This is a genomic window from Klebsiella sp. P1954, assembly GCF_018199955.1.
Lineage (GTDB): Bacteria > Pseudomonadota > Gammaproteobacteria > Enterobacterales > Enterobacteriaceae > Klebsiella > Klebsiella pneumoniae.
On record NZ_CP073373.1, the window covers coordinates 656,357 to 668,119 of the forward strand.

At 53.8% G+C, this 11,763-nt stretch carries 12 protein-coding genes; 3 read left to right on the plus strand and 9 right to left on the minus strand.

Annotated features, from left to right (window positions below):
* Positions 1 to 9: 9 nt before the first annotated feature.
* The gene (gene tssC / locus KB890_RS03265; protein ID WP_004892641.1) at positions 10 to 1,554 is read right to left on the minus strand and encodes a type VI secretion system contractile sheath large subunit; all 1,545 of its coding nucleotides are present in this window, start codon (positions 1,552 to 1,554) and stop codon (positions 10 to 12) included.
* Positions 1,555 to 1,596: 42 nt separating this feature from the next.
* Entirely contained in the window at positions 1,597 to 2,088 is a 492-nt protein-coding gene (gene tssB, locus KB890_RS03270; protein WP_004176434.1) for a type VI secretion system contractile sheath small subunit, read from the minus strand.
* Positions 2,089 to 2,729: 641 nt separating this feature from the next.
* On the opposite strand from tssB, the gene KB890_RS03275 reads away from it, so the two are divergent.
* On the plus strand, positions 2,730 to 3,296 hold the full coding sequence (locus tag KB890_RS03275) for a DJ-1/PfpI family protein (protein WP_004190556.1): 567 nt from the start codon (positions 2,730 to 2,732) through the stop codon (positions 3,294 to 3,296).
* A gap of 198 nt (positions 3,297 to 3,494) precedes the next feature.
* Here the strand turns inward: KB890_RS03275 and KB890_RS03280 are convergent, their stop codons facing one another.
* Positions 3,495 to 5,027 carry an HD domain-containing protein gene (locus KB890_RS03280; RefSeq protein ID WP_004183778.1) on the minus strand — a complete coding sequence of 511 codons (1,533 nt, stop codon included), beginning with the start codon at positions 5,025 to 5,027 and terminating at the stop codon, positions 3,495 to 3,497.
* 216 nt (positions 5,028 to 5,243) lie between these two features.
* Complete coding sequence (locus KB890_RS03285) at positions 5,244 to 6,005, minus strand: SDR family NAD(P)-dependent oxidoreductase (RefSeq protein WP_019705447.1); 762 nt, start codon at positions 6,003 to 6,005, stop codon at positions 5,244 to 5,246.
* Between the two features lie 108 nt (positions 6,006 to 6,113).
* Here KB890_RS03285 and KB890_RS03290 point away from each other — a divergent pair, with 108 nt between their 5' ends.
* On the plus strand, positions 6,114 to 7,028 hold the full coding sequence (locus tag KB890_RS03290) for a LysR family transcriptional regulator (protein ID WP_004176438.1): 915 nt from the start codon (positions 6,114 to 6,116) through the stop codon (positions 7,026 to 7,028).
* A 301-nt stretch (positions 7,029 to 7,329) separates the two neighbouring features.
* Complete coding sequence (locus KB890_RS03295) at positions 7,330 to 7,518, plus strand: cold shock small protein YmcF (protein ID WP_004183775.1); 189 nt, start codon at positions 7,330 to 7,332, stop codon at positions 7,516 to 7,518.
* A gap of 71 nt (positions 7,519 to 7,589) precedes the next feature.
* On the opposite strand, the gene KB890_RS03300 is transcribed toward KB890_RS03295, so the two are convergent.
* The 5 genes from KB890_RS03300 to opgC are packed head-to-tail and all read right to left on the minus strand — an operon-like array spanning position 7,590 to position 11,728.
* On the minus strand, positions 7,590 to 8,033 hold the full coding sequence (locus KB890_RS03300; RefSeq protein WP_014907732.1) for an ATP-binding protein: 444 nt from the start codon (positions 8,031 to 8,033) through the stop codon (positions 7,590 to 7,592).
* A 19-nt stretch (positions 8,034 to 8,052) separates the two neighbouring features.
* Positions 8,053 to 8,391 (minus strand): STAS domain-containing protein, encoded by a 339-nt coding sequence (locus tag KB890_RS03305; RefSeq protein WP_004183770.1) that lies wholly within the window; start codon positions 8,389 to 8,391, stop codon positions 8,053 to 8,055.
* Complete coding sequence (locus KB890_RS03310) at positions 8,381 to 9,595, minus strand: PP2C family protein-serine/threonine phosphatase (protein ID WP_004183769.1); 1,215 nt, start codon at positions 9,593 to 9,595, stop codon at positions 8,381 to 8,383. Before KB890_RS03310 ends, KB890_RS03305 begins: the two co-directional genes overlap by 11 nt.
* 8 nt (positions 9,596 to 9,603) lie before the next feature.
* The gene (locus KB890_RS03315) at positions 9,604 to 10,503 is read right to left on the minus strand and encodes a hypothetical protein (protein WP_020324874.1); all 900 of its coding nucleotides are present in this window, start codon (positions 10,501 to 10,503) and stop codon (positions 9,604 to 9,606) included.
* A 10-nt stretch (positions 10,504 to 10,513) separates the two neighbouring features.
* Positions 10,514 to 11,728, minus strand: coding sequence for an OpgC domain-containing protein (opgC, locus tag KB890_RS03320; protein ID WP_065520892.1), 1,215 nt, complete (start codon positions 11,726 to 11,728; stop codon positions 10,514 to 10,516).
* Between the last annotated feature and the right edge of the window lie 35 nt (positions 11,729 to 11,763).

Genomic DNA, 11,763 nt, shown 5'->3' on the forward strand with positions numbered 1-11,763 from the left:
CGTCCGAACCTACGCCTTCGCCTTTGGCATCTGGCTAACCAGCGACAGATTGACGTCCATCCCCTCGACCTGGAAGTGCGGCACCGCGTACAGCTTCACGCGGAAGAATCCCGGGTTATCCTCGATATCTTCCACCACCACGCTGGCATCGCGCAGCGGATGGGAGGCCTGCAGCTCGTCGCCGGGGTCGGTCATTTCGGTCACCAGGCTCCGCACCCAGGTGTTCAGCTCCAGCTCCAGCAGACGCCGGTCCTTGGTGGTGCCGATATTCTCGCGCTGGATCATCTTCAGGTAGTGCGCGATGCGCGACAGCAGGAAGATGTAAGGCAGACGCGCGTTGATACGGCTGTTGGCGGTGGCGTCGGCGGTATCGTACAGCGCCGGTTTCTGCGCGGAGTTGGCCGAGAAGAAGCAGGCGTAATCGCGATTTTTGTAGTACGACAGCGGGATAAAGCCCAGGCTGGCGAACTCAAACTCCCGCGTTTCCGGGATCATCACCTCGGAAGGAATTTTCACCTGGTTGCCGGTGCCCAGATCGTACAGATGGATGGGCAGATCTTTCACCGCGCCGCCGGCCTGCGGACCGCGAATTTGCACGCACCAGCCGTTATTGACAAAGCTCTTCACCATATTGGAAGCGAAGGAGAACGCCGCGCTGGTCCAGAGATACTTTTCGTGGTCCGGGCCCTTCACCTGCTCGACATAGTTGAAGCTGCGCACCGGCACGGTATCCGGGCCGTACGGCAGACGCCCCAGCACGCGCGGCATCACCAGGCCGATGTAGCGGGCATCGTCAGTTTCGCGAAACGCCTTCCAGCGGATATATTCCGCACGATCGAAGTAGTTGCCGATATCCTTAATGGCAGCCACCTCTTCCATGGTCTCTTTCAGGAAGAAGGCCGGGCCGACGGCGCCGATAAACGGCATATGGGCGGCGGCAGAGACGCGGGAGATATTGCGCAGCAGCGCCACATCCTGCGGGCTGGCGTCGAACTCATAGGCCGAGATCACCGAGCCGATCGGCTCGCCGCCGGGAGTGTCATACTCCGCGGTATAGGTGTGCCAGTAGAGGCCGCTCTGGATAAGCTCCGGCGCGTCCTCAAAGTCCTGGCGCAGATCGTCTTTGGCGACGTCGAGGATCTCCGTTTTGACGTTCTGCCGATAGTCGGTGTTGTCCACCAGCTGTTTGAGGCCGCGCCACAGGGATTCGACCTGCTGAAACTCCTGATGGTGCATCACCGCGTCCAGCTGACGGCTTATCTGGAAATCCAGCTCGGCGATATGGTGGTCGATCAGCGTTTTGTCGAGCTTTTCCACCCGCTGGCCGGACTGGCGGATGCGTTCCATAAACACCTGCATCGCCGCGGTGAGACGTTCCGCCGCCGGCGCCTCGGAGAGCGCGGCATCGTCCAGAAAGTCGTTGATATCCCCGAGGCGAGACGCCGGGGTGAGATTAATTTTTTCAAACAGCGAGGCGTAAACGCCCTCGCCCGCCCTGTTTTCCTGCAGCGTGGTTTGCCCCTGAACAGGGGCGTTTTCTGTGGTAACAGACATTAGCATTTTCCCGGTTAATCCATTAACAGACTTGCCCCGCACTTATTTCGGGGCAAGCGCACTCATTTCGTCGCGTAATTCCTGGGACAGCGCCGGATCTTTCAGGATTGCCTCAAGCTCTTTTCTGAAAGTGGCGTTATCGAGCAGATTGGATTTGAGATCGCGTAATAAATTACGCATCGCCAGCATGGCGCGGAGTTGCGGAATTTGCCGGGCAACCTGCTCCGGTTCAAAATCTTTGATGTCGGTAAAACGCAGTCTGACGTTCTCCTCTTCGCCATTGCCGGCCAGCGTATTCGGCACCGAGAGGTTAACTTCCGGGCTAAATTCCGAAAGTACGCTGTTAAAATTATTTTTATTGACGTTGATTTTTTCTCTTTCCGATAAAGGCCGGTTTTCCTTACCATGACTAAAATCGCCAATGGTAAGCAGTTTGAGCGGCAGTTCGACCTTCTTTTGCGCGCCGCCGGTATGAAGAGATAATTTGAGATTAATGCGCGCCCTGGGGACTTCATTCTGGAACGTATCAGCCATAGCAGTTCCTTTCCTTAAGGAATAATTATTGAAGATATATTGATATGAAACGTGACGATGATAAAGCAAAAATGGATTACCGATCAACTTAACCACCTAATAATTATATTTATTCATAAACACCCCCCTTTCACCACGAAAATAAAAGCACCATGAATATCAATATTTGAAATGTGTAACAACAGCCAATGATAAATTCAATAAATAATGCACCAAAGGAATGTTTGCAATGGATACTATAAGGCGTGCTAAAACATTAAGCGGATGAATAAAGGAAACCATAGAGACGACCGGGGCAATATAATTCGCTCATTATGCAAATTTAGCGTAACAACGCAATAAATTACTCAGAGGGATAATATCTGGCTTCCATCCGATTGCCCCTTCGCGGCGGACGCTTAATAGTGCAGGCGCGAAATCTAAACGGTAACAATATTCTTCTGCTCCCCTTACTCCCCACAAACCGATTTTTTGCGGATAACGAGCCACAGCGCGATGTCGGACAAAGTTGTCGTTAGCAAAAAAACATGAGCCCGGTTACAAGACGCACACGACACCGTCGTCGGCATCCTGAACGGTTCGCATTCTGCAAGTCGCCAGGCTATATCTAAGACACCTTTCGCCCACAACGAGACACAAAGATGAGCAAGAAAATCCTAATGCTGGTCGGCGATTATGCCGAAGATTACGAAACAATGGTTCCTTTTCAGGCGCTGCAGATGATTGGCCACCAGGTCGATGCCGTCTGCCCGGATAAAGCCGCTGGCGACTATGTCATGACCGCAATCCATGACTTTGACGGCGCCCAGACTTATAGCGAAAAGCCGGGCCATCGCTTCACGCTGAACGCTGACTTCGCCGCAGTAAAGGCCGAGAACTACGATGCGCTAGTGATCCCCGGCGGCCGGGCGCCGGAGTATCTGCGCCTGAACGAGGAGGTTATTAAACTGGTACAGGCATTCGACGCCGCGCGTAAACCTATCGCCGCCGTCTGCCACGGCCCGCAGCTGCTGGCCGCCGCCGGTATTCTGCAGGGCCGCACCTGCAGCGCCTATCCCGCCTGCGCCCCGGAAGTGCGTTTGAGCGGCGGGCACTATGCGGATATTGGTATCGACCAGGCGCATGTGGACGGTAACCTGGTTACCGCCCCCGCCTGGCCGGCTCATCCACAGTGGCTGGCGAAATTCGCCGCCCTGCTGGCGGAATAACCATACTGAGCCGGCGTTTTTGTTGAGCCACCCGCTCCCCTGCGGGAATCTATGCCTCAGCGCGGTGTTTAGTCTCGGGTAAACGCGCTGTTGTAAGTTATACCGATGGCGGGGATGCGCCACGATTTACCGCTTATCTTCAGGGGCCGGTTAAAAAACCAGCCCCTGAAAGATTTATCGCTGCCCTGACGGGCATCATCAATTCAGCAACGCGATCTGCTTGACCACTATTTCATTGATTTTATAGATTATTTCAGGAGTTACGCGTTCTTTGATATCGCGGTCAACAAATACCCGAATGCAATATTTGATGATTTGATACTGATTTAACTTATCACCACATTCAATTAACGGTTTTATTTCGTAGCGGTTCTTAAGATCTTTCACCAAAAGCTTAACTTCGGTTTTATCCAGGTCTTTAAAGGCGCAGTCGGAGACAATATCAACGGCAAATTCATGTGGTTTGAAATGAGGCTGTAATACAGAAGTCAATAACCCGGTGAGTTGACTCTTCCACGCCTTATTTTCCTTGTCAGCGATGTTAGCTTTATACACAGAGTGTTTGGCCTCATAGACCTTCGACCATGGGTGTCGGTTAATAATGTCATCAAGTATTTTTTTATTAACCGCCTCGGTATCGCTGATATCTATCCATTCACCCACCTTGTCATTCAAAAAATAATCATCACTGCACGCCAAATAAAACTCCTTCAGCGCGTCGATGAAGCTTTCATCGCTATGGTCAACGATACGGTCGGTAACGTCAGCGATAATGACATTTTGTGGATCCTTGCTTTGCATAATCTCACATAATGTGCTCAACATCGTCGCAAAGGCGCGGTTTGTTTTATGGTAATACACCTGCGAGAAAAGGCTGGAGCGCGCCCCAATAAACTCAGCGATCGAATCAATCCCACTCTCTTTGTAAGCAAGGTACAATTTTCCCTGTTCCTCGACCGGGACAATTGACATAAACAAGCGATTGTAATCGTAGATACCACACTTGACGCCGGAGAAATAGCCATCTCTGAGCAAGTAATCCATCCGGTCGGCATCGATCGGACAGGAAGAGATGATCGAGGTCATTAACGGCAGGATATCTGTTGCCTTTCCATTAATTTCCTCAATGATCTGTTGGTCACCGTATCTTTTTTCGATGATTTTTAACACATTTTCGATATTTATTTCGTCATCGACCTTACCTTGTTTTCTCAGATCATGATAAATCATCAGGCTGAACAACAGCGAAAGCTGTTCATGTTCAACTTTCTGTTCTGGCTTGCTTAATACATCAATGATCGAATGGTAGGCTGTGGGGAGAACATCGGAGAATTCGTGCTTACCAGGCATAAAACTCTCAAACTGGTGGGATACAGGCCCATGCCCGATGTCATGCATCAGGGCAGCGAGTCTCAACTCCTGAATGTTGTGTTTTGGTATCTGATCGATATGACCAAACACATGGCCATCATCATATTTCTTTTGATACCGTATCGCATTCAGGCGTAAATTATTGAGTATTTCACTTGATAAATGCAGCACCCCGAGAGAGTGTTCGAAGCGGCTGTGCACCGCAGAGGGAAACACCTTATATAAAAAAGAGTTCTGTTTAATGTTGCGTAAGCGCTGGAACAGGGGGTGATTGATAAAGGCAATCTCGAGTGTCGTCAAACGAATAGTGCCGTGAATGGGATCAAGGATCTTACTGGTCAGTTCATTTTCAAAATCCATATCTTAAATCCTTTCATACGTGCATTAAATATATTTAGCATATTGACTGTTTATTCAACAATAATCTTGCGCATTCAGGCAATAAGGTCAATCACTAATATTTAACGAGCAACGCGGCAGATCATTATTTCCTTATCTCTCCACAGCGTCGCGCTATATCGGCATCCACTGACATATCGATTGACTACGGATGAAAACAGCCCCGGTTTTCTTCGCTCAGATGCGCATTCCCCCGGAAACCTCAATGCGCTGGGCATTCACCCAGCGATGATCATCGGATAACAGCGAGGCGATCATCGGCCCGATATCCTCTGGCAGGCCAGGTCGGCCCAGCGCCGTCATGTTCGCTACCGCCTGAGCGACCTGCGGGTTATCCCGCACCACCCCGCCGCTGAAATCGGTGGCGATGGCGCCGGGCGCCACGCAGTTCACCGTGATCCCGCGACTGCCCAGCTCAAACGCCATATAGCGAGTCAGGGTTTCCACCGCGGATTTCATGATCGCATAGGGCGCCCGGTTCGCCATCACGATGCGGGTGAGGCCGGACGAGACATTCACTATTCGCCCGCCATCGGCCAGCAGCGGCAATAGTTTTTGACTGAGGAAAAAAACGCTCTTCACGTGGATGCGATACAGCGCATCGAATTCCGCTTCCGTGGCGTTAAGAAATCCCATGCCGCTGGCGTTGCCGGCATTATTGACCAGATAATCAAATTTATCGGCGTCCAGCTCCGTCAGCGCGCCCTGAAAAGCGCTAACAAATGCGTCAAAGGTGTCGATTTCGCCAGCGCTGAAAGGCAACGCGATCGCCCGGGCGCCCAGTGCTTCAACCCGTGTAACCACCTCGTTCGCCTCGGCAAGACGCGTTTTGTAGGTCAGTACTACATTTACGCCGCGCTGTGCCAGCGCTTCGACGGTCGCGCGTCCCAGGCCGCGGCTGCCGCCTGTCACCAGGGCGATTTTTGCGCTATTGTTCATGTTTTCTCCTTTTCTCTCTGCTGAAAACATGAGCGATTATAAGCCCCTGAATGCCGACGATAAGACCGCGTTGGGCGACAGGATAGTTTTGCCAGCTGGAACAATGTCATGGATAAACTGGATACTCTGACCTTGTTTGTGCGCATCGTCGAACGGGGCTCATTCAGTGCCGCCGCCGCGGATCTGGGGGTTTCCCGGCCAGTAGCGACCGCGGCTATTAAAGCGTTGGAGGTCAGTCTCGGGGCGCGGCTGCTACATCGTACCACCCGGCACGTACGGCCGACGGCAGAAGGCTCGCTGTATTATCAGCGCTGCGTGTCCATTCTGGCGGCCCTTGAGGAGGCCAACCGCAGCGCCGGGGGGAGCATCTCCGGCACCATTCGGGTAGACGTGGCGGGCAACCTGGCGCGGACCCTGCTGCTGCCCGCGCTGCCGCAGTTTCTCGCCCGCTACCCGGACATTACGCTGCAGATCGGCGAAAGCGAGCGTGACGTCGATCTGGTTCGCGAGGGAGTCGACTGCGTCATTCGCGGCGGCCATCTCCCCGACAGCGAGATGATCTGCCGGCCGCTCGCCGGGTTGCAGGAGATCACCTGCGCCAGCCCGACCTATCTCGCCCGGTACGGCACCCCGCATACGATTGAAGGACTGACGGGCCACGTGATGATCGGGTTTGTTTCATCGCGCACGCAACGTACCTTGCCGCTGAGCTTTACCCAGGATGGCCGTCAGAGCGAGGTCAGTTTGCCCTGTCGGTTGCTGACTTCCGATGCCGACGTTGGCGCCGAAGCGGCAAGGCTTGGCTTTGGCCTGTATCAGGCCCCCTTGCCCCGCCTTGAGGCCGATCTGGCGTCGGGCGCGTTAACGGAAGTGCTGGCCGATTTTCGCCCTGCGCCGCTCCCGCTCTCCCTGCTCTATCCCAGTAATCGGCAGCTCTCTGCCCGGGTACAGGTATTTATCGACTGGGTGACGGCGCTGATGAAGCCTCCCCTGGCGCAGCAGGCATCCGGAAGGCTAAAATAACGTTTGCTATTATTCACGGCACGTGCGTTAATCGTTGAGTCGATTTACCAGACAAAAAGTTATTATCTGAGTACGTGTTCTCATCTCCAGGCGTTATCCCTGATACCACCTTCCTTTGAGCAGTCCCGTTAGTAGTTTGCTTTTTCTGTAAACAGGCCCTGTCAGATCCTTGTCGACTCCTTAAAAAGTCCGCCATCTGACACAAAACCCGGCTTACCACTAACTAAAATCAGCCGCGTTAATTTTCCTGAAAACGACCATTGTCTTTTCAACAGAACATCACCCATACAAGGTTTACATTATGATCGAACATATCCATTTTAGATGCCCATGCTGCCATGGCTCCCAGTACAGAACGTCCCAGTTTGACGTCACTGAAAAAAACCCTTTTGGTGCGAAATGCATTTTCTGCAAATCAGCCATGATGACGTTAGATACTCTTCGCCCTTATCACCTGGGCGCGCTGTCCACCGCTCAGGCCCAGCCATAAGACGGATGAAGAGGGTGAACGCGGGCGGGAAAATTCCCCCGGGGATTCACCTGGGGGCAAGCTCTGTTCCTTCACCTGACGCGATCGTCGGTGGAATGGCGAAGAACGGCATCCGGCAACGCTTTTATCAGGGTCGTCACATTCTCCCCGGCGCGGGTTTCCACATTAAAATAGTCCACCGCGCGCAGAATAAGCCGCAAACCTCTGCCGCTTTCCGCTAACGGATCGACATCGAAGCGCTCATCGCCACGCGCCAGCGCCAGGCGCTCGGCCGGAAAGACCTCTCCCGCATCAATAAAGCGCAGCGTCACCCGGTCTTCCGTTGCGATAAATTCGACACGAAAAACACGTTGCCGATCCTCATGCAACGCATAGCGAATGATATTGGTGGCCGTCTCACAGACGGCAAGATCGAGCGCGAAGCGCCACTCCTCCCCGACGGACAGCGGCGCCATTTGTTGAGCCAGCCACGCCGCCAGCGTTGATAGCGAGCTGAGTTGGGCAGGAAAATTCATGACGTTATTCACGGGCGCGTCACGGATTGAACTGCGCAAGGGCTGAAGTGCGATCCTCGCAAATACGAAAAATACGATCCATCCTGGTCAGGGTAAACATATTGCGAATGCCGGGGTTCAGCGCGCACAGTGTCATTTCTCCTTTACCGTTCATCATTTTCATCAGGGAAACCAGCGTTCCCAAACCGCTGCTGTCGATAAAATCGATTTTACTGAAATCAACAATCAGATCGGTGCTATCTTCGCCTATCTCCTGGGCGATTGCCGCCTTAAAGGCTACCGCGACGGAAGCATCCAGCCGACGCACCGCCGGCGTCAGGATCGTCACCGAGGCCTGCCGTTCAGTTTCAATTTTCATCACTGTCCCCTGTACGTTCAATAATCAAGAGTGAAACATCATCGGCCATCGCCTGGGTCTCCTGCGCGTCGCCACTGCGCCAGCGGATCAGGTGCCGGGCAAAACGCGGCAGCAGCGCGGGCAGCGGCTGCGTCACGCTGTCCTGCAGCCACGCTTGCAAGCGCGCCTCGCCAAACTGTTCACCGCTCCGGTTTTCACATTCGGTGATACCGTCGCTGAACAGGCACAGCCGCTCTCCCGGCGCCAGCGAAAAACTGACATCTGCCCACGAGAGATGGTCTATCAACCCCACCGGCGCCCCGCCGCTGCCGACCGGGCGGACGGTAGCGTCCGGGCTAACGATAAAAGGCGTGGGATGCCCGGCCTGACAGAGTTTGCCCGCACCGGTCTGCAGGTCGATCACGCCATAGATCAACGTGAAATAGCTGACGATCTCTGTTTCGTCACTGCAAAAACGACCATTGAGGATCGCCACCACCTCGGCCGGCGACGCCGGCTGGTTGTCTGCCGTAAAAAGAAAGCGCTCAACGGCCCTGCCATGCAAAAACTGGCGGGCGACGGCGAGCGACATCATCGCCGCCCCCACGCCGTGTCCGGAGACATCCACGCAGTAAAATCCGAGACGATCGCCCAGCGGGAAAACGTTAAAAATATCCCCCGACACCCAGGCCGAGGGCAGGAAAATCCAGTCGGAGAAAAATCCCTGATGGCGCAGCTGATGAGCCGGGAGAACCGACTGTTGAATGCGCGCCGCCAGCTCCAGATCCTGTTCAATCTGTCGCAGCGCTTCGCTCAGCCGCGCATTGCGCGCGGCGAGGTCAGCCTCGAGGGAGAGGATCCGCGCCCCGGCGTGCAGCCGCGCCCGCAGCTCGCTCTGCTCTACCGGTTTGCTGAGAAAATCATCGGCCCCTGCCTCAAACCCCTGCGTTAAATCGCCAGGGTCTTCGCGGGCGGTGAGCAATATCAGATAAACATAGCGACCAAACTGGCGACGGCGAATTTCCCGGCATAGCGTCAGGCCATTCATCTCCGGCATCTCCCAGTCGCTTATCACCAGGCTGACAGGCTGGTTTTCGAGGATCGCCAGCGCGTCGACACCGTTTTCCGCCTCACTAACGATATAACCCCACTGCGTCAACATTCGGCTTAGCAGCCGACGATAAACCAGCGAATCTTCAACAATCAGGACGTGCTGTGCCGACATCGCGCCTCCTAAATCGGCAAGAACCAGGTAAGGCTGATCGTGCCTTCACGAAACTTGCCGCTGCCGCTGTCATGCCCCGGGTAGCGGGTACCGGCATAGTTGGCATACTGCACAGAGAACGATCCCGGCGTATAGCCCGCGTAGCCAAAACTGTAACTATAATCGCCATTCCACGGCTGCTGCTGACTACTGTCCGGATACCAGAACGCGGTGGCGCGCACAAAAAAATGTTGTTTAAAGGTATATCCACACCCCCCAAGCAGCACATTTTTGTTTTTGCGGATATCGTTACTCTCCAGATCGTAATAACGCGGCACCCAGCTGTAGCCTGCCTGGCAGATAATGGCGTCGCCTTTGTTAATCAACAGCGCATGCTCCATGGGCTTCGGCAGCGAAAATTTATACGCCAGGGTAATCGCCCCCTGCTCAAAATAGGTGTGACGCTTGCTGCCCGAGGTCCAGAAGTGGTTATCGCCATAGTTACTGTAAACCAGGCTGAAGGTGTTGGCATGCCAGTCGTCGTAGCCAAAACTATAGCGAAAATCGGCGGTATAGCGGCTGGTGTCAGTCACCGGTAAACGGGATGTCACGTTGGCGAACCAGAAGCTGTAGGGCGAGTATTGCAGGCTAAGATTCAGAGTCTGATTATATTTTTTCTTCTGTTCTGCGCTGTCTGAGCTGTTGGGGACGGTCATCCACTGCTCTTTTAAACCCGAACTAAAGCTCAGCGCTCCCGAAAACACCTTGTCATTCCCGGAAAAAAGCCGTCCCCAGCGGCTGGTAAACACGCCGGCCTGCACCGGTTCACCATTTTTATCACGCAGCGGTTGTGCGTCGTTCTTCTCTGCGCCTTCCGCACCTGCGATGGCGCACCATAGCGCGCAGGCCAGCATATATTTCTCCCGCATTTGCCCTTCCTTAGTTAGGTATCCAGCGTGCGGCGACGCGGTATTTGGCCATCAGCCACAGTACGCCCAGCGCGGCGGCATGAATCAAGGTGTTCTCTATCCACGCCTGGCGCCACAGATCGAAGGTAACCAGCTGGCTTACGGCGAGCACGATGTAAACATGCAAAATAAAGGTGTAGAGCGAACGCTGCCCGAGCGGGATCAGGAACCAGCCTGCCAGCCGGTTAAGGGGGCGCCAGCACCAGGTCAATAGCAGATAAATGGTGACCATCAGACTGATATCATTGAGGATCCGTACCGGACCGAGGCCGTTTTTCGCCGCCCAGGTATGGTAAAAGGCGTTAAAATCCGCCGGCGGGATTACGTGCATCAGCAGCGCGGGCGGCATAAAAGGATTGGTATGGTTCTGGGCGACAAACGCAAGGATAAGCGCGATGAACACCAGCGCCGCCACGGCGACTTTGCCGGGCGGCGTGCGGGCGAAAGAGATCAGTTCCGCTTTGTACCAGCCGCAGCACATGCCCAGCACAAAGATAAATTGCCAGGCCAGCAGGGGAAAGGCGAATTCAAATTCGCAGGGCGTGACCCGTATCGGCCAGCGTTGCCAGCAGCCGTATATCAGCAGCGAGGCGCCCAGTAAGGGGTAGACGTGACCCTTTTGCAGCATTCCCAGAAACAGCGGGCTGAGCAATAACAAAAAAATATAGAGTCCGAGGATCTGCGTCTGATGCGGGCCAATCTGCAGATAGAGGATAATGTTAAACCACGTCTCTTTTATTTGCGGGGTTAGCGGATAGAGCGACCAACTGGTCCCGGAAAAGCGGTCGGTAAAATGAGTGACTTCATAGACATTAAGATAAGGCAAATATCTCAGCAAAAGAAAAGAGACAATAATAATATTAACCTGATATATTTTCCATGCGCGAAGATAAAGCCCCCAGCTCACCGTCAGTAATACTGCCTTTTGTAATCTGACACGATTTAGCATCCCTAACATGAAGCCGGACAGGATCACAAAGCCCTCGGCACCGGTGGTCAAACCAAATCGTTCCCAGCTGAAAATATTAAATATCGACATCACTTCGGTATGCGCCACCACCATCATCACAAGAGCAATACCGCGCATAAAGTCGATACGCAGGTCGCGATCCCCGGTCAGAGAGTATCGCCAGGGCATTGATTTATGAGTTTCTTTTTGCGAAATCGCTGAAGCAACCTGGCTCATTAGGGATCCTGCCGTCTACCCTGCAACATTTATTA

Coding starts and splice junctions, on each gene's coding strand:
- KB890_RS03315 (WP_020324874.1), bottom strand. CDS start 10,503: ATGCGGGAGAAATATATGCTGGCCTGCGCGCTATGGTGCGCCATCGCA.
- KB890_RS03285 (WP_019705447.1), bottom strand. CDS start 6,005: ATGAACAATAGCGCAAAAATCGCCCTGGTGACAGGCGGCAGCCGCGGC.
- opgC (WP_065520892.1), bottom strand. CDS start 11,728: ATGAGCCAGGTTGCTTCAGCGATTTCGCAAAAAGAAACTCATAAATCA.
- KB890_RS03275 (WP_004190556.1), top strand. CDS start 2,730: ATGAGCAAGAAAATCCTAATGCTGGTCGGCGATTATGCCGAAGATTAC.
- KB890_RS03300 (WP_014907732.1), bottom strand. CDS start 8,033: ATGAATTTTCCTGCCCAACTCAGCTCGCTATCAACGCTGGCGGCGTGG.
- KB890_RS03290 (WP_004176438.1), top strand. CDS start 6,114: ATGGATAAACTGGATACTCTGACCTTGTTTGTGCGCATCGTCGAACGG.
- tssB (WP_004176434.1), bottom strand. CDS start 2,088: ATGGCTGATACGTTCCAGAATGAAGTCCCCAGGGCGCGCATTAATCTC.
- KB890_RS03295 (WP_004183775.1), top strand. CDS start 7,330: ATGATCGAACATATCCATTTTAGATGCCCATGCTGCCATGGCTCCCAG.
- KB890_RS03310 (WP_004183769.1), bottom strand. CDS start 9,595: ATGTCGGCACAGCACGTCCTGATTGTTGAAGATTCGCTGGTTTATCGT.
- KB890_RS03305 (WP_004183770.1), bottom strand. CDS start 8,391: ATGAAAATTGAAACTGAACGGCAGGCCTCGGTGACGATCCTGACGCCG.
- KB890_RS03280 (WP_004183778.1), bottom strand. CDS start 5,027: ATGGATTTTGAAAATGAACTGACCAGTAAGATCCTTGATCCCATTCAC.
- tssC (WP_004892641.1), bottom strand. CDS start 1,554: ATGTCTGTTACCACAGAAAACGCCCCTGTTCAGGGGCAAACCACGCTG.